18 protein-coding genes are annotated in these 20,633 nt (G+C 69.3%); 6 read left to right on the top strand and 12 right to left on the bottom strand.

All coding sequences use genetic code 11. The annotated features are described in order from the left end of the window. Positions 1 to 20: 20 nt before the first annotated feature. Positions 21 to 482 (top strand): tRNA (cytidine(34)-2'-O)-methyltransferase, encoded by a 462-nt coding sequence (locus tag AVR91_RS28195; protein ID WP_038513977.1) that lies wholly within the window; start codon positions 21 to 23, stop codon positions 480 to 482. A 217-nt stretch (positions 483 to 699) separates the two neighbouring features. Here the strand turns inward: AVR91_RS28195 and AVR91_RS28190 are convergent, their stop codons facing one another. From AVR91_RS28190 to AVR91_RS28165, 6 genes are all read right to left on the bottom strand, one after another. Beyond that, a complete protein-coding gene (locus AVR91_RS28190; protein ID WP_016334115.1) occupies positions 700 to 1,680 on the bottom strand; it encodes a VWA domain-containing protein in 981 nt (326 codons plus the stop codon). Continuing rightward, complete coding sequence (locus AVR91_RS28185) at positions 1,677 to 2,561, bottom strand: DUF58 domain-containing protein (RefSeq protein WP_228688411.1); 885 nt, start codon at positions 2,559 to 2,561, stop codon at positions 1,677 to 1,679. Before AVR91_RS28185 ends, AVR91_RS28190 begins: the two co-directional genes overlap by 4 nt. Before the next feature lie 70 nt (positions 2,562 to 2,631). Continuing rightward, on the bottom strand, positions 2,632 to 3,702 hold the full coding sequence (locus AVR91_RS28180) for an AAA family ATPase (protein ID WP_063275971.1): 1,071 nt from the start codon (positions 3,700 to 3,702) through the stop codon (positions 2,632 to 2,634). A 92-nt stretch (positions 3,703 to 3,794) separates the two neighbouring features. Then, positions 3,795 to 6,062 carry a hypothetical protein gene (locus AVR91_RS28175; RefSeq protein ID WP_228709378.1) on the bottom strand — a complete coding sequence of 756 codons (2,268 nt, stop codon included), beginning with the start codon at positions 6,060 to 6,062 and terminating at the stop codon, positions 3,795 to 3,797. A 38-nt stretch (positions 6,063 to 6,100) separates the two neighbouring features. Continuing rightward, positions 6,101 to 6,643: a molybdenum cofactor guanylyltransferase gene (gene mobA / locus AVR91_RS28170; protein WP_063275972.1), complete on the bottom strand. Its 543-nt coding sequence runs from the start codon at positions 6,641 to 6,643 to the stop codon at positions 6,101 to 6,103. Between the two features lie 2 nt (positions 6,644 to 6,645). Then, positions 6,646 to 7,995, bottom strand: a complete 1,350-nt coding sequence (locus AVR91_RS28165) for an NlpC/P60 family protein (protein ID WP_063275973.1) — start codon at positions 7,993 to 7,995, stop codon at positions 6,646 to 6,648. A 341-nt stretch (positions 7,996 to 8,336) separates the two neighbouring features. Between AVR91_RS28165 and AVR91_RS28160 the strand changes: the two genes are divergently transcribed. Further along, positions 8,337 to 11,144, top strand: a complete 2,808-nt coding sequence (locus AVR91_RS28160) for an aconitate hydratase (RefSeq protein ID WP_063275974.1) — start codon at positions 8,337 to 8,339, stop codon at positions 11,142 to 11,144. 75 nt (positions 11,145 to 11,219) lie between these two features. Further along, positions 11,220 to 12,023 carry an alpha/beta fold hydrolase gene (locus tag AVR91_RS28155; RefSeq protein WP_063275975.1) on the top strand — a complete coding sequence of 268 codons (804 nt, stop codon included), beginning with the start codon at positions 11,220 to 11,222 and terminating at the stop codon, positions 12,021 to 12,023. A gap of 28 nt (positions 12,024 to 12,051) precedes the next feature. On the opposite strand, the gene AVR91_RS28150 is transcribed toward AVR91_RS28155, so the two are convergent. Beyond that, on the bottom strand, positions 12,052 to 12,528 hold the full coding sequence (locus AVR91_RS28150; protein WP_063275976.1) for an MgtC/SapB family protein: 477 nt from the start codon (positions 12,526 to 12,528) through the stop codon (positions 12,052 to 12,054). Between the two features lie 135 nt (positions 12,529 to 12,663). Next, positions 12,664 to 13,617 carry a LysR family transcriptional regulator gene (locus AVR91_RS28145; RefSeq protein ID WP_063275977.1) on the bottom strand — a complete coding sequence of 318 codons (954 nt, stop codon included), beginning with the start codon at positions 13,615 to 13,617 and terminating at the stop codon, positions 12,664 to 12,666. Between the two features lie 144 nt (positions 13,618 to 13,761). On the opposite strand from AVR91_RS28145, the gene AVR91_RS28140 reads away from it, so the two are divergent. The 3 genes from AVR91_RS28140 to AVR91_RS28130 are packed head-to-tail and all read left to right on the top strand — an operon-like array spanning position 13,762 to position 16,449. Continuing rightward, positions 13,762 to 15,183, top strand: coding sequence for an MFS transporter (locus tag AVR91_RS28140; protein ID WP_063275978.1), 1,422 nt, complete (start codon positions 13,762 to 13,764; stop codon positions 15,181 to 15,183). A gap of 12 nt (positions 15,184 to 15,195) precedes the next feature. Further along, the gene (locus AVR91_RS28135; RefSeq protein WP_063275979.1) at positions 15,196 to 16,086 is read left to right on the top strand and encodes an SDR family oxidoreductase; all 891 of its coding nucleotides are present in this window, start codon (positions 15,196 to 15,198) and stop codon (positions 16,084 to 16,086) included. A 15-nt stretch (positions 16,087 to 16,101) separates the two neighbouring features. Then, on the top strand, positions 16,102 to 16,449 hold the full coding sequence (locus AVR91_RS28130) for a darcynin family protein (protein WP_063275980.1): 348 nt from the start codon (positions 16,102 to 16,104) through the stop codon (positions 16,447 to 16,449). A gap of 211 nt (positions 16,450 to 16,660) precedes the next feature. Here the strand turns inward: AVR91_RS28130 and AVR91_RS28125 are convergent, their stop codons facing one another. From AVR91_RS28125 to egtC, 4 genes are all read right to left on the bottom strand, one after another. Continuing rightward, positions 16,661 to 18,265, bottom strand: a complete 1,605-nt coding sequence (locus AVR91_RS28125; RefSeq protein WP_063275981.1) for an alpha/beta hydrolase — start codon at positions 18,263 to 18,265, stop codon at positions 16,661 to 16,663. A 156-nt stretch (positions 18,266 to 18,421) separates the two neighbouring features. Beyond that, on the bottom strand, positions 18,422 to 18,844 hold the full coding sequence (locus AVR91_RS28120; protein ID WP_063275982.1) for a nitroreductase family deazaflavin-dependent oxidoreductase: 423 nt from the start codon (positions 18,842 to 18,844) through the stop codon (positions 18,422 to 18,424). A gap of 46 nt (positions 18,845 to 18,890) precedes the next feature. Further along, a complete protein-coding gene (gene egtD / locus AVR91_RS28115; RefSeq protein WP_063275983.1) occupies positions 18,891 to 19,868 on the bottom strand; it encodes an L-histidine N(alpha)-methyltransferase in 978 nt (325 codons plus the stop codon). After that, the gene (egtC, locus tag AVR91_RS28110; RefSeq protein ID WP_063275984.1) at positions 19,865 to 20,629 is read right to left on the bottom strand and encodes an ergothioneine biosynthesis protein EgtC; all 765 of its coding nucleotides are present in this window, start codon (positions 20,627 to 20,629) and stop codon (positions 19,865 to 19,867) included. The genes egtD and egtC overlap by 4 nt, the downstream gene beginning before the upstream one ends. Between the last annotated feature and the right edge of the window lie 4 nt (positions 20,630 to 20,633).

Below are 20,633 nucleotides of genomic sequence, written 5' to 3'. Positions count from 1 at the left end.
ACGAAAGACGATCAACCCTCGTGTTCCGCATCCTGTTCTACCGCCCCGAAATCCCGCCCAACACGGGTAACGCGATCCGCTTGACCGCGAACACCGGCTGCGAGCTCCACCTGGTGGAGCCGCTCGGTTTCACGCTGGAGGACAAGCAGTTACGGCGCGCGGGGCTCGACTACCACGACCTCGCGCGCGTCCACGTCCACGCGGATCTCGACGCCGCTTGGGCGGCGCTGCTTCCCGCGCGGGTCTACGCGTTCAGCGCTTCGGCGACGCGGCTGCACACCGATGTCGCGTACGAGCCCGGTGACGTCCTGATGTTCGGGCCGGAGTCGGCGGGGCTGCCTCGTGACGTGCAGGAGTCGGCTGAGGTGACCGACCGGGTACGGCTGCCGATGCTGCCGTCGAGCCGGTCGCTGAACCTCTCGAACACCGCCGCGATCAGCGTGTACGAGGCTTGGCGGCAGAACGGCTTCGCGACTCCGTGACCGCCCGCACCCGAATGCTATGAACGGGCCGNNAACGGCCCGTTCATAGCACGCCCGAAGGCCGAATCAGGCAACCCGCCGTCGGCATGGCAGTTGGCGAACCTGCAATCAGGCCCCGAGCCGGACCGCGTTGCGAAAGCCACTTTCGCAACGTTGAAGGTTGCGAAAGTGGCTTTCGCAACACCGGCTTCGGCCCGAACTCGGTCGAAAAGCCCACCTAGGGCAGGCGCTGCCCCAGGAAGAGCGACGCCGCGGCACCGATCATCAGCACCAACGTCCCGAGAATGACCCAAGGCCGACTCGCGTCGGCGTCCTTGAGCTCGTACCCGATCTGCTCGCCGAGGTCGTCGTACACGCGTTTCAGCTCGTCCGCGCTCGCCGCCTTGTAGAAGTCGCCACCCGAAAGCCGCGCGATCTCCTCCAGCGATTCGTCGTCGACCTTCACGTCCTGCGGTTTGCCGTCGATGTCGACCGAACCGTGCGTGGTGCCGAACGAGATCGACGAGATCGGCACCTGGGCCTGCTTCGCGGCCTGAGCGGCCGTGTAGCCACCGCGAGGGGCGTACAGGTCGTCCGGGACGGTCTGCTTGCCGTCACTCATCAGGACGATCCGCGCGGGCGGCGGGCCCTCCGCGCCGCCGACGATCGCCGAGAAGCTCTCGATCGACTGCAACGCGGCGAAGATCCCTTCACCGGTGGCCGTCGACTGCGCCAGCTTCAGGTTGTCGATCGCCTTCACCACGCCACCACGATCGGTCGTCGGCGCGACCAGCACGGTCGCCGTGCCCGCGAAGGAGATCAGCCCGAGGTTCACGCCCGGCGTCATGTTCTGCGCGAACGACCGCGCGGACTCCTGGGCCGCCTTCAGCCGCGTCGGGGCGACGTCGGTCGCCTCCATCGACAGCGAGGTGTCGATCACCAGCATCACCGTGGCCCGGTTGCGGGGCACCTTCTGCTCGGCCGTCGGCCCGGCGAGCGCGACGGTGAGCACCAGCAGCGAGAGCACGATCAGGATCGCGGGAACGTGCCGCACCCACCCTTGGCTCTTCGGCGCGACCTTCTCCAGCAGTTCCAGGTTGGCGAACCGCATGGTGCGCTTGCGCCGCGCGCGCTGGGACAGCACGTAGCCCACGGCCACCGCGGCGACCGCCAGCAGCAGCAGGAACCACCACGGCGACGCGAATCCGGTGAGGCTCACGCGACACCACCGGACCAACGGCGTTTGCGGGCCACCACGAACCGGACCATGTCCGCGATCCAGTCCGAATCGGTGCGCAGCACCAGATGCGCGGCACCGGCGCGGCGCAGCGCGGCCGCGACCTCCTGCCGGTGTGCGTGCGCCGCGGCGCCGAATTCCTTGCGCAGCAAGGCCGAAGCGTGCACTTCGCGCTGTTTCCCTGTCTCCGGGTCGGCCAGCACGACGGTGCCCACGTCGGGCAGGTCGATGTCGCGCGGGTCGAGGACTTCGATGGCGATGAGGTCGTGGTGCCCGCCGAGCGCCCGCAGCGGACGCTGCCATTCGGTGTCGCCGAGGAAGTCGGAGATCACGACGGCGAGCCCGCGACGACGCGGCGGACGGCGCAGTTTCTCCAGTGCCGCGGCGAGATCCCCGCGGACACCTTCCTCGGCACGCGGGGTCTCGGCGATCTTGCGGACCAGCCCCCGCGCGTGCGGGAGCCCGCCGCGCGCCGGGATGCGCGTGATGTTGCCCGCCCCGTTGGAGACGAGCGCGCCGATCCGGTTGCCGCCACCGCCGGTCAGATGGGCGACCGCGGCCGTCGCGCAGACGACCAGGTCGCGCTTCTCACACAGCGCGGTGCCGAAGTCGAGGCTCGCGGACACGTCCGCCACCAGCCACGTCTCCAGCTCACGGTCGGCGACGGTCTCCCGGATATGCGGGCTCGTCGTGCGCGCGGTGACCGCCCAGTCCATCCGGCGGACGTCGTCGCCGGGCTGGTACGGCCGGGCCTCCCCCGGTTCCGAACCGGGCCCCGGCACCAGGCCGAGATGGTTTCCCTGCAGCAGACCGTCGAGACGGCGGCGCACGTCGAGTTCGAGCGTTCGCAGGCCCGCCTCCATCCGCTCCCCGCGGAGTACCGGCGGAGCCCAGGAAGGACGTTCGCCCTTCTCGTTCTTCACGCTCGCTTCCCTACCTGACCGGTGCGCCGGCCGGGACCGGGCCGCCCTGCCCGGCGCCGCCCTGCGGACGGGCCGAGACCTGCGGCAGCGGCACGGTCTGCAGCACCCGCGTGATGATGTGGTCGATGGGGACGCCGTCGGCCAGCGCGTCGTAGGACAGCACGAGCCGGTGGCGCAGCACGTCGGGAACGACGTCGACGACGTCCTGCGGCAGCACGTAGTCCCGCCCGCGGACCAGCGCCAGCGCGCGGGCCGCGGCGATGATGCCGAGGCTGGCACGCGGCGAGGCGCCGTAGGACACCCAGCCCGCGACGTCGGCGAGGCCGTGGTCGTTCGGCGTACGGGTGGTGAGCACGAGGCGCACAACGTAGTCGACGAGCGCGTGGTGCACGAAGACCTGCGAAGCGACGTTCTGCAGCCGCACCAGCTCCGCCGGGCTGAGCACCTCCTGCGGGGTGGGCGGGGTGACGCCCATCCGGTAGATGATCTCGCGCTCTTCCTCGGCCGTCGGGTACTCGACGACGATCTTGAACAGGAAGCGGTCACGCTGCGCCTCGGGCAGCGGGTACACACCCTCGTTCTCGATCGGGTTCTGCGTGGCGAGCACGAGGAACGGGTCGGGCATCGGGAAGGTCTGGCCGCCGATCGACACGTGCCGCTCGGCCATCACCTCGAGCATCGCCGACTGCACCTTCGCGGGCGCGCGGTTGATCTCGTCGGCGAGCACGAAGTTCGCCACCACCGGGCCGAGCTCGACGTCGAACCGCTCGGCGCCCTGCCGGTAGATCCGGGTGCCGAGGATGTCGGCGGGGACCAGGTCGGGGGTGAACTGCACGCGCGAGAACGAGCCGCCCACGACTCGCGCGAAGGTCTCGACGGCGAGGGTCTTCGCGACACCGGGCACACCCTCGAGCAGAAGGTGTCCCTTGGCCAGCAGGCCGACCAGCATCCGCTCGACCAGCCTGTCCTGGCCGACGATGATCCGCTTGACCTCGAACACGGTCCGCTCCAGCAACTGGGCGTCCCGCGCCGGCGTTCCGGGCTGCTGCTGCGCGCCGTCGGCGTAGCCGGGCTCGGTCACTCGTGCCTCCTGTGTTCCCCGCTTGCGTTCTTGCGTCCGGATGTGACCGTAGTGGTCGGTGACACAGCCGTTCGTGACGGTAGCCAACCCGATCAGCGGTATGACGGCTGTGAAGGGGCCTCGCCGCGGAACTTCACCAGGTCGTCCCACGCCTGCTTCGGGTGCATCGCCATCCGCTGCCGGACGACGGCGAGCCCGTGCAGGCGCGGTGTCAGCCGGTCGGCGGTCAGCGTGTCGTCGAAGACCTCCAGCACGGTCGCGCAGAACAGCACGAAACAGCCGCTGTGCCGGCGCAGATCGCTGATCGCGGCGTCGCTGCCGTCGTCGTCCACCAGCCGCTCGGCGATCCCGGCCAAGGCCTCCGGCTCCTCCGTCCCCGGGATGCCGAGCAGTTCCGTGGTCAGCGCGACCAGCTCCGGCGATCGGTCCAAGGTGGCCGCGGTGGCGACGAAGGCGCGGGCCTTGCCCGCCAGTTCCCCCATGACGAGGTTTCGCGCGACGATCTCCAGCGACGGCTGGTAGATCTCGTTCGCGAGATCGACCATCTCGGTGGCGCAGCGTTTGAGGTCCCGGGGCAGGCCTCCCGACAGACAGTGCGCCAGGTAGCAGAACTGTTCGGAGATCCCCCGCAACCGCAAGGCGATCCAGAGCCTGCTTTCGTCCAAAGTGAACGGTTCGAGCCGCACCATCTCCGAGAACGCGCTGTCGAAGGCGTCCCGGACGCCGAGCCCCCGCTGTTCGAAGCCGAGCACGGCGTCGTCCGAAACGGACACGAAGAACAGGCACCCCGGAACGTCGAAGACACCCTTCACGTCGTTGATGAACTGATGCGCCTTGTCGGGTTCGCCGATCTTGTCCAGTTCGTCGATCGCGATCACGACCCGGCCGGCGATCCTCTCCGCGTCAAGCCGCCGAGCCGACACTTCGGCGAACTCGCGGAACTTGTCGACGACCTCCGGATGGGTGAGCTGCTGTTCGGCGCGCTGGGTCGACCAGGTGCGGCCTGCTTCCCCCTTCAGCGGCATGCTGAGCTTCCCGGACCATCCGGTCGTGTAGGTCTGCAGGAACCGGATCCGGTCGAGCTGCTGTTCGGTGAGGCGGCGGAAGCCCGCCAGGCGGATGTCCCGGCGGCGCGCGACGAGGAACCGGACGGCCGCGATTCCGGTCGCCACCACGCCGGACACCAGCCGCAGCAGGAACAGCGACACCACTCCGAGGGCCAGCAGTCTCACTGTGGGCTGTCCCGTCCACACCTGCTGGGGCGTCACCCGCCCGTTCACGACATCGAGCGCGAGCGTCCAGAGGTCCCGCCACGGCGCCCCGCCCCACAGCAGCCACACGGCCGACGCCGCCACTCCCCAGAACACCAGGAACGCCAACGCCTTCCGGAGCATCCGCCGCAACCGAAGACGGCCGGATACCGTTCGCAAGCCCGTCGAGATCTTCGCAAGCACCGCCTTGCAGAGCAGAGCGTGCAGGTGCAGCACGAAGTCGCGGGCCTCATAGGCGGCGGGCGCGGAGGCGACCACGACCAAGGGTGCCGCCCGGTCCGACCGGCTCAGCAGCCCCTGCTCCAACGAGCGGATCGACGTGGTCTTGCCGGTCCCCCGGTGCCCGGCGAGCGCGACGGCCACCGAATCGGCCCGATCGACGATCCGCCGCAGCCGTTTCACCGCGGCCGTCCGCACGAGGCTCGCTTCCAGATCCGCCGAGGCGTCCGGCTCTTCGAAGACGAGATTCACGCCCGAGCGGATCCGCCGGTGATCCCGCAGATGGTCCCGGAGGGCGGGCAGGACGATCTCCCGCAGCGCGAACTCCCGCCGGTCGCCCAAACCGATCATCTCCGGATGTGCCCACTCCCTGGTGCGTTGCCCGCCTTCGGTGACGAAGAGCCCAGGGATCCGCCGTCCGATGACCAGCACGGCCATCCCGATCACCCCACCGAGCCCCAGCACGCCGACCAGCTGGAACGGCAACGGCATCGACGACCACGTCAGCTGCAGGATCCGGAGGTACCCCACGAGAAGCGCGCAGGTCACGAGCAACCAGCCCGCCTCCCGGACGGTCACCCGCCGGAACGGAAGGCGCCGCGGCCGTTCGAAGACCACGCCCGCCCGTTCCCGCTCCATGCGGATCCGCGCGAGCGCGGTGACATCGCCGAGCACGGCGGTACGGGCGTCCTCGGCGCGCAGGCCCTCCCTGCGGATTCCCGCGGCGATCTCCGGTTCGGTGAGCGCTTCGTCGAGCACGGCCTCCAGCGCGAGCAGCGACGACCACGTGTCGAAATCCTCGACGAAACCCTGGCCGTCGCGCAGGAGGTCCGACTCGTACTCGTCCGGCTGCAGGTCGCTCACCGGCATATGATGCCGAACCGCCCGGCCGCGTTCCCCGGCTCCGGTCAGGAAAACCGGTCCAGATCCTCCGGCGTGTCGATGTCGGCGCTCTCCCCCGGCTCTTCGGGCACCTCGACGATCTCCAGCCCGCCCAGCGTCCGCCGCAACGACGCGTTCTCCACCGGTTCCGGCAGGGCGTCGCGCAAGGCCTCCGCGCGCCAGGCGCCGAGCAGCCACTGCCGCTCCCCCGAGGTGTCGACCAGCACCGCCCCTGAGGCGTCACCGAGTCCCGCCAGCAGGCGGTCCACAGTGGACTTCCGGACGCCGGCGAGATCACCGGCCAGGACCACGACGATCTCCGTGCGCACCAGCGCGAGCCCGGCCGCCAGCGCGGCCACCGGTCCCGATCCCGGTGACGACTCCCTGGTCCAGACGACGTCGCCGAACCCCGGCCGTTCCGGGCCGACGACGATCACCGGATCCGCGTCCACGAGGGCCGCCAAAGCCCTCGCCAGCAACGGTTTCCCGCCGACGGGGAGCGCGGGTTTGTCCACACCGGACAGGCGGCGCGCGGCACCGCCTGCCAGCACGATCCCCGCGCAGGACACGCTTAGCCGATCAGGCGGGTCGCGTACGGCATGATGCCGCCGTACCGCACCGGCGCGATCCTGACCCGCAGGCCCGACTGCGGCGCCTCGACCATCTGGCCGTTCCCGAGGTACATCGCGACGTGGTGGATGCCCCGCGCGCTGCCGCCCCAGAAGAGCATGTCGCCGCGGCGCATCTGGGAGAGCGGCACCTTCCGCCCGGCGTTGTACTGGTAGCCGCTGTAGTGCGGGAGCGACTTCACCCCGGCGAACGCGTAGATCATCAGACCCGAGCAGTCGAACCCGATCTTGTTGTAGTCGCCGTAGCGGTCCGCCGTACCACCGTCGCGGATACCGCGGGTCGGACCGGAGGTGTTGCCGCCACCCCACGCGTAGACCACTCCGAGCTGCGACAGCGCACGCCGGACGACGGCCTCGACACTCGCCCCGGCGGGGGCGGACTGGACGGGCCTGGCGGACGGACGGCCACCGCCGCCCTGGCTGGGCCTTTCCGCGGCGAGGGCGGCCTGACGCGCACGCTCTTCGTCCTCGCGGGCCTTCTGCGCCTTCCAGTCCTCGTAGCGCTGCCGCTGGCCCTGCAGGCCGTTGACCTTCTGCTGCGCTTCGAAGAGCTGCTTCTCGACGCTGGCCTTGTCAGCTTCGAGTTTCTGGTTCTGCGCGGCCTGGGTGTCCTGGGCGTGCTGCGCGGCGCTCTGCGCGTTGTCGGCCTCGTGCTTGGCCGCCTCGGCCGCGCGCTTGCGCTCCTGCGCGATCTCCAGCTTCTTGCGCGCGGTCGCGTCCTTGTTGGACTTGTCCGTCTGCGCGCGCTTCATCGTGTCGAGCGCGTTGAGCCTGCTGCCGCCGACCGCGTCGAGCATCTGGGCGCGGCCGAGGAGTTCCTTCGGGCTGTTGGCGGTCAGGTACGCCGACACCGAGCCGATCGTGCTGCCCTGCTGGAAGCTCGCGGCGGCGAACTTGTCGAGGTCGGCGCGGGCCTTGTCGATGGTCGCCTGTGCGGCGTCGGATTCGGTGCGCGCGGACCGCGCCTCGCGATCGGCCTGCGCGGCTTCGTCCTGCGCGGTCTCCGCGTCGACCCGCGCCTTGTTGGCCTCTTCCATCTTCAGCTCGACGTCGTCGTTGAGCTGAGCGAGCTTCGACTCGGCCTGGGCCAGCTGGTTGGTGAGCCTGCCGACGTCGCCCGCCTTGGCGTTGGCGTCGGCCTTGCTGGAGTTGATCTCGGAGTCGCTGGGATTCGGCGGAGGCGGCGGCACCGCGACGGCGGTACCCGTCACCCCGAGCAACAGGGCGATGCCGAGCGCGCCGATGGTCATGCCACGGCGGGCACCGGCCCCCGACCCGGCTTCACCACGCACGATCCACCCACCTCCCGATCTTGAACAATGAGCTCACTGTGCCACTGCCGTCACAGCATTACCAGAAGCACCACCAGGAACTTACACACCGTAGGCACCATTTCCCCTCAACGGGGGACGAACAGACGAACGTTTCGTCACTCGAACGGACGCAGGCGCTGAGACCTTCATGACCCGCGTGTCGGCTTGCCAAGCCAAACAGGACGGGCGTACTGTTTGAGGAGACGAACGAGGTGTGCCATCCCGGGTCCGGACCTACGGTGGGGGTGCGCAACACTCGCTCCGGGTCGGCCCGAACGACCTGGAGAACACACCGAACTGACCCGCCACTGGAGTTAGAAGTGACCGCACCCGCCAGCAAGGACAGCTTCGGCGCCAAAGACACGCTGAAGGTGGGCGACGCCTCCTACGAGGTGTTCCGCCTGAACAAGGTCGAGGGCTCCCAGCGCCTTCCCTACAGCCTGAAGATCCTGCTCGAGAACCTGCTGCGGACCGAGGACGGCGCGAACATCACCGCCGACCACATCCGCGCGCTCGGCAACTGGGACGCCAAGGCCGACCCGTCGATCGAGATCCAGTTCACGCCCGCCCGCGTGATCATGCAGGACTTCACCGGCGTGCCCTGCGTCGTCGACCTCGCCACCATGCGCGAGGCCGTCACCGACCTCGGCGGCGACCCGGACAAGGTCAACCCGCTCGCCCCCGCCGAACTGGTCATCGACCACTCCGTCATCATCGACGTCTTCGGCCGCGCCGACGCCTTCGAGCGCAACGTCGAGATCGAGTACGAGCGCAACCGCGAGCGCTACCAGTTCCTGCGCTGGGGCCAGGGCGCCTTCGACGAGTTCAAGGTCGTCCCGCCGGGCACCGGCATCGTGCACCAGGTCAACATCGAGCACCTCGCGCGCACGGTGATGGCCCGCAACGGCCAGGCGTACCCGGACTCCTGCGTCGGCACCGACTCGCACACCACCATGGTCAACGGCCTCGGCGTGCTGGGCTGGGGCGTCGGCGGCATCGAGGCCGAGGCCGCCATGCTGGGCCAGCCGGTCTCCATGCTCATCCCGCGCGTCGTGGGCTTCAAGCTCACCGGCGAGATCCCGACCGGCGTGACCGCCACCGACGTCGTGCTCACCATCACCGAGATGCTGCGCAAGCACGGTGTGGTCAGCAAGTTCGTCGAGTTCTACGGCGAGAGCGTCGGCGCGGTGCCGCTGGCGAACCGCGCCACCATCGGCAACATGAGCCCCGAGTTCGGCTCCACCGCGGCGATCTTCCCGATCGACGAGGAGACCGTCCGCTACCTCAAGCTCACCGGCCGCTCCGAGGAGCAGGTCGCGCTCGTCGAGGCCTACGCCAAGGAGCAGGGCCTCTGGCACGACCCGTCGCACGAGCCGGAGTACTCCGAGTACATCGAGCTGGACCTGTCGACGGTCGTCCCGTCCATCGCCGGCCCGAAGCGCCCGCAGGACCGCATCGAGCTCACCGACGCGAAGAACTCGTTCCGCAAGTCGATCCACGACTACGTGGGCGGCGAGCAGGTCCCGCACACCAACGTGGACGAAGCCGTCGAGGAGTCCTTCCCGGCCAGCGACCCGGCCGCCCTTTCCTTCAAGGACGAGGGCGCGGTCGACATCCAGTCGGCGGCGAACGGCCACACCGGCCGCCCGACCAACCCGATCAAGGTCAGCACCCCGGACCGCGGCGAGTTCATCCTCGACCACGGCGCCGTGGTGATCGCCTCGATCACCTCGTGCACCAACACCTCCAACCCGTCGGTCATGCTCGGCGCGGCGCTGCTCGCCCGGAACGCGGTCGACAAGGGCCTCGCGGTCAAGCCGTGGGTCAAGACCTCGATGGCGCCGGGTTCGCAGGTCGTCACCGACTACTACGACAAGGCCGGCCTCTGGCCGTACCTGGAGAAGCTGGGCTACCACCTGGTCGGCTACGGCTGCACCACCTGCATCGGCAACTCCGGCCCGCTCTCGGACGAGATCTCCGCGGCGATCCAGGAGAACGACCTCACCGCGGTTTCGGTGCTCTCGGGCAACCGGAACTTCGAAGGCCGCATCAACCCCGACGTGAAGATGAACTACCTCGCGTCGCCGCCGCTGGTCATCGCGTACGCGCTCGCCGGCACGATGGACTTCGACTTCGAGGCCCAGCCGCTCGGCCAGGACACCGACGGCAACGACGTCTTCCTGAAGGACATCTGGCCGTCGGCCAAGGAGATCCAGGAGACCATCGACTACGCGATCACGCAGGAGATGTTCACCAAGGACTACGCCGACGTCTTCGACGGTGGCGAGCGGTGGAAGTCGCTGCCGACCCCCGAGGGCAAGACCTTCGACTGGGACGCGGAATCCACCTACGTCCGGAAGCCCCCGTACTTCGAGGGCATGCAGGCGGAGCCCGCCCCGGTCACCGACATCTCCGGCGCGCGCGTGCTGGCGAAGCTGGGCGACTCGGTCACCACCGACCACATCTCCCCCGCCGGCGCGATCAAGCCGGGCACCCCGGCCGCGCAGTACCTGACCGAGCACGGCGTGGAGAAGAAGGACTTCAACTCCTACGGCTCGCGTCGCGGTAACCACGAGGTCATGATCCGCGGCACCTTCGCGAACATCCGGCTGCGCAACCAGCTGCTGGACGACGTGCAGGGCGGCTACACCCGCGACTTCACCCAGGCCGACGCCCCGCAGGCGTTCATCTACGACGCGGCGCAGAACTACGCGGCGCAGGACATCCCGCTGGTCGTCCTGGGCGGCAAGGAGTACGGCTCCGGTTCGTCGCGTGACTGGGCGGCCAAGGGCACGCGCCTGCTGGGCGTGCGCGCGGTGATCACCGAGTCGTTCGAGCGCATCCACCGGTCGAACCTGATCGGCATGGGCGTCATCCCGCTGCAGTTCCCGGCGGGCGAGTCGGCCTCGTCGCTCGGCCTCGACGGCACCGAGACGTTCGACATCTCGGGCATCACGAAGCTGAACGACGGCGAGACCCCGCGCACGGTCCACGTCACCGCGACGAAGACCGACGGCACCAAGGTGGAGTTCGACGCGGACGTCCGCATCGACACCCCGGGTGAGGCGGACTACTACCGCAACGGCGGCATCCTGCAGTACGTCCTGCGGAAGATGACCCAGGCGTAAGCACCACACGCGAAGGCCCCTTTCCCCGCACTTTCGGGAAAGGGGCCTTCGTGCGTTCTTCGGTAGCGTGGACATATGGCCCACGGTCGAATCCAGGTCGGGAACGGCGAACTCGCGTACGAGATCCGAGGCGAGGGTGATCCGGTCATCCTGCTCCACGGCGGGATGCTCGACTCCCGGATGTGGGACGCCGAGATGAGCGAACTCGGACGGCACCACGCCGTCGTCCGGTACGACGCGCGCGGGCACGGCGAATCGTCCACGCCGACCGAGCGGTTCAGGCACTACGACGATCTCCGCGCGCTGATGACCGCGCTGGAGCTCCCCCGCGCGTCACTGGTCGGGTTGTCCGGCGGCGGGCGGATCGCGGTCGATTTCGCGCTGACGTATCCGGAGCTGGTCGAGAACCTCGTCCTCGTCGCCACCGGGCTGAGCTCGATGGTGCCGAAGGATCCCTTCGTCCTGGAGCAGACCAAGAACCTCGAGGAGGCGGGCGCCCGGGGCGATCTTCCCGCCGCCATCGAAAGCATCCTGCGCATGTGGGTGGACGGCCCCCGACGCACGCCCACGGACGTCGATCAGCGAGTCCGGCTGCTGTGCCAGGAGATGTACACCCAGACCGTCGTGCGGCACCGGCTCACCGGCTTCACGCTGATGGACGAGCTGCGGGCCATCGAGCGCACCGGCGAGCTCACCCCACGCACGTTGACCTTGGTGGGAGATCTGGATTCCTCGGACATCGTCGCCATCGCGGACCAGATCGAAAGCGAGGCACGCGACGCCCGGAAACTGGTGGTTCCCGGGGTCGCGCACATGATCAATCTGGAGAAGCCCGCCGAGTTCTCCCGGATATTGCTGGACTTCCTGTCCTGCTCGTGAGTGGTTCCGTTCGCCGCCGGGCCCACCGTCAGGCGGTCTCGCGGTCTTCCTGCTCCGCGCAGTCTTCCCGCTGTTCCGGGCGCCGGTCGACGACACGGCCGAGCGGGCGCAACAGCACGTTGACCCCGACGATCACCGCGGTCCCCGCGAGCGCGACGACGTAAAGTCCAGCTCCCGCAAGGGATCCGACGGCCGCGGAGCACCAGAGGGTGGCCGCGGTGTTGAGCCCGCGCACGTTCAGGCCGTCGCGCAGGATCACCCCGGCGCCGAGGAAACCGATTCCGGAGACGATCTGGGCGGCGACGCGTGTCGGGTCGGCGTCACCGCTGGTGTTCAGCCCGCCGAAACCGTGGGCGGACAAGAGGACGAAGAGGGTCGCGCCGACAGCGACGAGGGCGTTGGTGCGGAGTCCGGCCATCCGGGCGCGGTACTGGCGCTCGATGCCGATGACGGCGCCGAGGCCGACGCCGGTGCCGACCCGGAGCAGCATTTCGAAGGTGTTCATGATTCCGGCTCTTTTCTGGCGTGCGTACACAAAGCCAGACAGGGAAAGGAGACCGGAGAAGGTCAGCGCACCGCGCACACGGGTGAACGGCGACGACGTCCGGTCGGTCCAGAACTGTCTTCCGGCATGTGCCGCTCACCTCGCTTTCGTACTCGATCGGTGTTGATCAACCTTCGGGACTCTACCACCGGACGGCCCGAGCGCGGCGTGGATCGTGTCACGTAGCCAGCGCTGGGCCGGATCGGCGTCGAGCCGCGCGTGCCAGAGCTGGCAGACCTCGATCCGCGGGAGGTCGGCGGGGATCGGGAACCAGCGGATGCCGAGTGACCGACCGTATTGCTCGGCGAGCCGCTGGGGCGCGAGCCCGATGTAGTCGCTCGACGCGACCAGGAACGCGGCGACGGCCGAAGTGGGGACGACCGCGGCGACCCGGCGCTGGAGGCCGGCCGCCTCGAGCACGTCGTCGAGCGGTCCCCTGCCCCGGCCACGCCGCGACGCGGAAACGTGCGGATGACGGCAAAGCTGCGCCAGCGTCGGACGCCGTACACCGCCGAGCGGACCGTCCGCCCTGACGATCGCGACCACGCGTTCGTGGTACAGCAGCTCCGAGTGGATGTCGGGGGCCGTGATGTCGCCCGCGCCGATGTCCAGGTCCACCGAACCATCTCGCAAGGCTTCGGTGCTTTCGCTGCCTTCCGCGACGAAGCGCAGGACGACGCCCGGAGCGACGGCGGCGGTCGCCTCGACGACGGCCGTCGCCAGTGTCGCAGCGACGCCGTCGTTGATGCGGATGGTGAAGGTGCGTTCGAGGTCGCCGAGGGACAACTCGCGGTCGGCGCTGATCAGCGCGGACGCCTCGTCGAGCAGCGATCGCACCCGCGGTGCCGTCCGGAGGGCGAACGGCGTCGGCACCATCCCGCGGCCGGCGCGCACCAGGATCGGATCCCCCATCGCGCGCCGCAGCCGGCCCAGCGCCCGGCTCGCCGCCGGGATCGACAGATGCAGGCGTTCGGCGGCCGCCGTCACGCTGCCCTCCCGCAGCAAGGCGTCGAACACCCGCAGGAGGTTGAGGTCCAGCTGATCGGCCATAGTTGCATCGTACGCAACTATCTGTTGCCAATGTTGCGTGGCACGAAGAACCAGCAGGCCCATAGCGTCGTGGACATGCCACTCCGACTCCAAGTCCGCGATACCCCCGAAACCGCAGCGGACCGACGCGGCCTGCTGCCCGTCATGTGCGCCTGTGTCGTGCTCATGGTCGGGATGGTCGCCGCGATCAACCTCGCCGTCCCGATGCTCGCCGCGAGCGATCTCCACCCGTCCGCGTCGGCGCTGATCTGGATCGTCGACACCTATGTCGTCTTCTTCGCCTGTCTGGTGATCCCCGGCGGAGCGACGGGCGATCGGTTCGGCCGCAAGGGTGTCCTGCTCGCCGGCCTGGTGCTGTTCGCGCTCGGCGCGCTGCTGTCGGCGATCGCGCCGAACGTGCCCTTCCTGCTGGCTGGCCGGGCGATCACCGGGATCGGGGCCGCCGCGGTGCTGCCCAACACGCTCGCCGTCCTGCTGCACGCCGTCCCCGCCGAGCGCACGGGCGTGACCATCGCGACCTGGGCGTCGATGACCGGGATCGGCGGGGTCGTGGGGAACGCCGGCGGCGGCGCCGTGCTGGCGGGCGGGTCGTGGCGATGGCTGTTCGCGGCCGCCGTCCCGATCTCGCTGGTGCTCGTGGCGCTCGTCGCCCGGATCGCGCCGGTGTCCCCGCGGCACGAGCGGCCGCTCAGCCCGCTCGGCGCCATCCTGCTCGTCGGCGCTTCGGTCACGCTGCTGCTCGGCATCGTCGAAGGTCCCGAAGCGGGTTGGACCAGCCCGATCGTCCTGGCCGGATTCGCCGGTTCGGTCGTGTTGTTCGCGCTGTGGACGTTCGTGGAGCTGAAGGCCGAGCACCCGCTGCTCGATCCCCGGCTGTTCCGGGTGCCCGCGCTGCGCAGTGCGTGCCTCGGCATGACCGCGATCTTCTTCGGGATGTTCGCGCTGTTCTACGTCAACGCGTCCTTCCTCCAGTACGGCAAGGGTTTCGGGGTACTGCCGACCGGGCTCGGGATCATCCCGCTGACCGTGCCGGTCATCCTAGGCGCACGGCACGTGGGCAGGCTCGTCCAGCGCCTCGGGGTCGACGTCGCCGTCGCCATCGCGTTCCTCTTCTGCGGCGGCGGCCTCCTCGGACTGTCCACCAGCGACGCTTCGACGCCGTATCCGGTCTACGCGGCCTGGCTCGTGGTGACCGGGGTCGGTGTCACGCTGGCCCTTCCGACGCTGTCCGCCGCGATCTCCGGTTCACTACCTCCGGCGCAGGCCGGTGTCGGCGCCGGACTTCAAGCCACCACGCGCGAATTCGGCAGCGCGCTCGGTGTCGCGGTCATCGGCACCGTCCTCACCGGGCGCTTCGTCGCGGCGCTGCCGGAAGACATCCGCGAGGCCCACGATCCGCACACCGTCGCGCAGGCGCTGGCCGTCGCCGCGCCCGGCCGCTCCCCCGTGGTGATCTCCGCCTTCGTCACCGGCGCGAGCACGGCACTCCGGGTGATCGGGGCGAGCGTGCTCGTCCTCGGGGCGCTCGTCGTCCTGCAATCACGGCTTTCCCGCAACACCAAGTAGAGGAGTATTCCCATGCACGTATTCGTCACCGGGGCGACCGGCTGGATCGGCTCGGCCGTCGTGGACGAACTGCTCGACGCCGGGCACGAGGTCACCGGTCTCGCCCGATCGGACGCCTCAGCCGCCGCGCTGGAGCGGAAGGGCGCCCGGGTCCGCCGCGGCGACCTCGACGATCTCGACGGCCTTCGCGCCGGCGCCGAGGCGGCCGACGCCGTCATCCACCTGGCGAACAAGCACGACTGGGCCAACCCGGCGGAATCCGACCGGGCCGAGCGGGCGGCCGTCCAGACCTTCGCCGACGCCTTGACCGGTACCGGGCGGGCCTTCGTTCTCGCTGCTGGCCTCTCGACCCTCGCCACCGGACGCCCCGCCACCGAGACCGACCTCTCCCCCGCCGTCGGCCCCGGCTCCCACCGTGGCGGAGCCGAGAACCTCGCGCTCGAATACGCCGGAAAGGGCATGCGGGTGATCAGTGCCCGCTTCGCGCCGTCCGTGCACGGCGTGGGCGACCACGGTTTCGTCGCCGCCCTCGTCGCGGCCGCCCGCAAGCACGGCGTATCGGGGTATCTCGGCGACGGCAGTGCGGCGTGGGCCGCCGTGCACCGCACCGACGCGGCCCGGCTCGTCCGCCTGGGACTGGAAGGCGCGCCCACCGGCTCGCTGCTCCACGCGGTCGCGGAAGAAGCCGTCACCACGAAGGAGATCGCCGGAGCCATCGGACGGACGCTCGACGTCCCGGTGATGTCCGTGGCCCCGGAGAACGCCGCCGAGCACTTCGGTTTCGTCGGCCGGTTCTTCGCACTGGACATGTCCGCGTCCAGCGACCGCACGCGCGAACTCCTGAAGTGGACCCCCTACGGACCGAGCCTGGCCGAGGACATCGAAGCCGGCGCTTACGCCTGATCGAGAGGAAGCACCATGTCCGAAGTGACCGCTTTCATGCTGGTGAAGACCACACCCGAATGGCTCGGGCTGACCGTCGAACAGCGCGTGGAGGCCTTCAAGACCGAGATCCTCCCCGCCATCGAAAGCAAGGTGAAGGGCGTCCGGTCCCGCTTCTTCGACACCGAGTTCTACTCCGCGCGAGTGACCGACGTGTGGGTCTGGGAGGCCGAAGACCACCACTCGTACCAGCTGCTCGTCGAGGCGCTGCGCGAGACGCCGTTCTGGGACCGGTACTTCGAGGTGGTCGACCTGCTGGTCGGGGTCGAGAACGCGTACGCCTCGAACTACGGTCTGGACGCCTACGCGAGCGTCAGCGTCTGAAACCGAGGGGTGAGCCAGGCGCACCGGCGGCCGCGACCAAGCCGAAGCCGGTGCCCTGGTTACCCACCCGGATCTCCTGGACGTGGGGTTCGCCCAGGGGCCGATCCGGCCCTCCCCGTCCGGAACCCTAGGGCCGGGAGTTCGGGACCGGTCCCCGGACGCCACGAAGGCCACCGCCGAGACGGTGGCCTTCGTGGTCTTCAGCCCTGGATCAGGCGGTTTCGAACGGCTGGACGTTCGGCTGGAAAACCTGGCCGTTGGCCGGGACCTTCAGGTCGATCAGGTAGTCGGCCGTCACCTTGTCCACCCCGAGCGAGTCGCCCAGGATGCAGTGCCCGAAGGCGTCGACCGAGAGGAGCCGGGCGTTGCCCAGCTGGTCGGCCATCCGCTTCGAGAACAGGTACTGGGTCGCCGGGTCGTAGTAGTTGCCGACGACCAGGACCGGGGTGTCGGTCTTGGCCTGCCACGGGCCGCGGTAGACGTCCGGCTTCTTCACCGGCCACACCGGGCAGCCCGCCACGTCCGAGAACGCCTGGTAGCGACCGAAAGTGGGCGATTCCTTCTCCCACTTCGCGGCGATCTCGGGGACCTTCTCCTGCTTGATCGTGATCTTCTTGTCCGAGCAGTTCACGGCGAAGTACGAGTCGTCGCCGGTGTACGGGCTGTCCGGATTCGCGTCCGCGCGCCCGTTCGCCCCGGACCGCAGCACCTTCAGCTCGACGGCCTGCGCCGCCTGCGTCTGCGCCGCGGGCGGGTGGACGACGTTGTACAGCGCCTGCAGGTCGTCGGCCAGCGGCGGGAACGACGTCGGCGAGTACAGCACCCCGGCCACCGTGCTGGTGAACGCGTTGATGTCGTAGCTGCTCCCGTCCGGCAGCTTGATCGGCTGCTGGCGCAGGTGGTCGCGGATCTCGTCGAACTTGTCCCGCGGCGTGCCCGCGCTGAACGAGCACTTCGGCCCGACCTGCGCGCACTTGCGCAGGAAGGCGTCCAGCGCGATCTCGAACCCGCGAGCGCGCTCGCGGTCGTACTGCACGCCGTCGCTGGTGCGCAGCGCCGGATCGACGTTGCCGTCGATGACGATCGCCCGGCTCTGCTTCGGGAACATCGAGGTGTACGTCGACCCGATCAGGGTCCCGTACGAGAAGCCGGCGAACGTCAGCTTCTGGTCGCCGACGGCCGCCCGCATCTTGTCGAGGTCACGCACGACGTCCTTGGTGGACATGTGGTTCAGCAGCGCGCCCGCGTTGTTCTTGCAGAACTGGCCGTAGTCGCGGTACGAGGCCAGCGTCCCGGAGATCTCCTGCCGCGACAGCGGCACGGGGATCTGCGCGGCGAAGACGTCGTCCGCGTCCTCCTGCGTGGTGAAGCATTTGAGCGGGTTGCTGGCCCCGACGCCGCGCGGGTCGAACCCGATCAGGTCGAACCGGTCCAGCACCTGCGGCTGGAAGTAGTTCGTGGCGCCGATCGGCATCCGGAACCCGGAGCCGCCCGGACCGCCCGGGTTCAGGAACAGCGAACCGACCTTCTTGTCGGGCGTCTTCGCCGCCCGCTTCAGCATCGCGATGTCGATCGTGCCGAGCGCCGCGTTGTCGTGGTCGATCGGCACGCGATACCGGGCACAGCTGTAGAACTTCACCTGATCGGCCGGAACACCGCGGAGCTGGTCCGCCGTGCAGGCACCCCAGTTCACCGGCGCCGTCGCGCCGACCTGGGCGGCGGGCGGCCCGGCTTCCTGGGCGGCGACCGCCGTCCCGGACGCCCCGGTCAGCGCGGCGCCGGCCACGAGTGCCCCTACCAGTGCGAAACCGCGCACCGGCCTCCTTGTGGATCTCGGCAAAACGACTCCTCCCTCGGCTGGCGACGTGACGGACCACGTCGCACGATGCGCCGCCGACGTCACGGCGCGTAACACCAAAGGAGCCTCGCACAGGCCGGTAACCCAGTCACCGGCCGAAAGGATGGTACGAACCTATCGAGTGGTTGTCTTCAACTCGAAAATCGGTAACACACGGCGAGCGGCCTCGGCCTCCATGGAGTAACCGGGCCAGAACTCCACCAGCAGTTTCCACATCGCTTCGTACTCGTCACCGAGCAGTTCCCTGGCCCTGACCGGGATCTCCTTGCCTGCCAGCGCGACGACCGCCTCGGGATTCGAGCGCAGGTTGTGTGTCCACGCAGGATCGTTCGGCTTCCCCCAATTGGAGCCGACGAGCACGAAATCCTCACCGTGCGGGAAGTACAAAAGATTGGTAGCGCGGGGCAGCCCGCTCTTCCGCCCGGTCGTGGTCAGCCGCAGGGAAGGGAGCCCGGCCAGCGCGACCAGGCTCACCTTCCCCTTGAACAGCCGGTGAAGTCTCTTGTCCACCCAGATGATCCCGCCCGCGAGCCCCATCAGCCACGGTTTGGTGCCGAGTACGCGGGCGAGCGATGTGAGAGGGTTAGCCACGGACAGATCTTGCCAGGCTCACCCCGAACCGCGATTCCGAGTCCGTCCACCATTTCTCCACGGAGAAACCGGCTTCGGCCAGTTCCGCGGCGATTCCCTCCCGCCGGAACTTCGCGGAGATCTCGGTGCGCACGTATTCCCCCTCGGCGAACTTCACCTGCAGGTCGGCGCCCGGGATGTCGACGGTCAGCGCCTCACGCGCACGCAGGCGCATTTCGATCCATTCGTTCTCCTCGTCCCAATACGAGACGTGGTCGAACGCGGCCGGGTCGAAGTTCGCGCCGAGGCCGTTGTTGATCACGTGGAGCATGTTGCGGTTGAACTCGGCGGTCACCCCGGCCGCGTCGTCGTACGCGCGCTCCAGGGTCTCCCGGTCCTTCACCAGATCCGTCCCGAGAAGGAACCACTCCCCTTCGTCGAGCACCTCCCGGACCGAGCGCAGGAAGGTGGCGCGGTCCGCGGGGAGGAAGTTCCCGATCGTGCCGCCGAGGAAGACCACCATCCGCGGCCGGTCGCCCGGCAGCAGGTCGAGGTGCTGGGTGAAGTCGCCGACCACGCCGCGGACCTCGAGGGACGGGTAGTCGGCGGTGATGGCTTCAGCCGCCTCGGCGAGCGCGGTTTCGGACACGTCCAGCGGGACGAACTCCTTCAGCGTGCCGTGACTCGTGAGCGCGTCGAGCAGGAGCCTCGTCTTCTCGCTCGATCCGGAGCCGAGTTCGACGAGGGTGTGCGCGCCCGAGCTCGCGGCGATCTCACCACCGCGCACGGCGAGCACCTCCCGCTCGCTCCGGGTCGGGTAGTACTCGGGAAGGGCGGTGATCTTCTCGAACAGCTCGCTGCCGCGCGCGTCGTAGAACCATTTGGGCGACAACCACTTCTGGTCCGCCTCCAGGCCGGTCCGGACGTCCGCGCGCAGCTGCTCGGTGATATCCGATTCGCTGTGGTGTACGTCGAGGTCGAGTTCGGTCATCGTGCCTCAGGGCTCCGATCGGCTTCGAGGGGCAGGATCTCCACGCCCGCGCCGGTGACCCGGACGGCGTGGCGGTCGGGAACGGGAGTCCATCCGGGATCGTCGTCGCACGGTTCCGACGCGACGAGCACACCGTCTCCGGTGTCCCGATAGGACAGGGAATGCGTCCACGCGGTACCGATGAGCGTCCGGCCGTCGGTCAATAGGAGATTGAGCCGAGAACCCGGCCCCGCCTCCTCGACCACTCCGGTCAGCCAGGTGACGGCCGCGAGCGGGTGTTCGCCCGCCTCCAGCCGTTCACGCAGCAAAGCCCACAGCAGTACCGAATCCGTGGTCGCCTCCAGGGTCATCAGCCGGGTGATCGGCAGCTTCGCGGCGAGCTCGGCCATCGAGTCCGGCCAGCCCCGGACCAGCCCGTTGTGGCTGAAGAGGTAGCCGCCGCCGGTGAACGGCGCGTTCGCCGCCTCGACCACGGGCATCCCCGTCGTACCGTTACGGACCGCCGCCAGGAAGGCGTGCGAGCGGACCGATCCGGCGAGGGCGGGCAGATCCCCGTCCGTCCACAAGGGAGCGGACCGGCGCAGCCGCAGCGGCTCGGGGCCTTCGGCGTACCAGCCGAGGCCGTACCCGTCCGCGTTGACCGAGCCGCCGCCCCGCATGTCACGGGGGGCGTACGACTGCACGAGCAGCGAATGAGGGGCGTGGAAGAGCGTCTCGGCGGGCGAACGCGGCTCGCCGAGATACGCGACGTGACGGCACATGCCG

The organism is Amycolatopsis keratiniphila subsp. keratiniphila, assembly GCF_001620365.2.
GTDB lineage: Bacteria > Actinomycetota > Actinomycetes > Mycobacteriales > Pseudonocardiaceae > Amycolatopsis > Amycolatopsis keratiniphila.
This window is presented reverse-complemented; position numbering and strand designations above follow the sequence as displayed.

What these genes read in the sequence shown, in the direction of transcription:
- AVR91_RS28140 (WP_063275978.1), top strand. Translation starts at nt 13,762, where the DNA reads ATGTGCGCCTGTGTCGTGCTCATGGTCGGGATGGTCGCCGCGATCAAC.
- egtD (WP_063275983.1), bottom strand. Translation starts at nt 19,868, where the DNA reads ATGACCGAACTCGACCTCGACGTACACCACAGCGAATCGGATATCACC.
- AVR91_RS28155 (WP_063275975.1), top strand. Translation starts at nt 11,220, where the DNA reads ATGGCCCACGGTCGAATCCAGGTCGGGAACGGCGAACTCGCGTACGAG.
- AVR91_RS28135 (WP_063275979.1), top strand. Translation starts at nt 15,196, where the DNA reads ATGCACGTATTCGTCACCGGGGCGACCGGCTGGATCGGCTCGGCCGTC.
- AVR91_RS28130 (WP_063275980.1), top strand. Translation starts at nt 16,102, where the DNA reads ATGTCCGAAGTGACCGCTTTCATGCTGGTGAAGACCACACCCGAATGG.
- AVR91_RS28120 (WP_063275982.1), bottom strand. Translation starts at nt 18,844, where the DNA reads ATGGGGCTCGCGGGCGGGATCATCTGGGTGGACAAGAGACTTCACCGG.
- AVR91_RS28175 (WP_228709378.1), bottom strand. Translation starts at nt 6,062, where the DNA reads ATGCCGGTGAGCGACCTGCAGCCGGACGAGTACGAGTCGGACCTCCTG.
- AVR91_RS28145 (WP_063275977.1), bottom strand. Translation starts at nt 13,617, where the DNA reads ATGGCCGATCAGCTGGACCTCAACCTCCTGCGGGTGTTCGACGCCTTG.
- AVR91_RS28150 (WP_063275976.1), bottom strand. Translation starts at nt 12,528, where the DNA reads ATGAACACCTTCGAAATGCTGCTCCGGGTCGGCACCGGCGTCGGCCTC.
- AVR91_RS28185 (WP_228688411.1), bottom strand. Translation starts at nt 2,561, where the DNA reads ATGGAGGCGGGCCTGCGAACGCTCGAACTCGACGTGCGCCGCCGTCTC.
- egtC (WP_063275984.1), bottom strand. Translation starts at nt 20,629, where the DNA reads ATGTGCCGTCACGTCGCGTATCTCGGCGAGCCGCGTTCGCCCGCCGAG.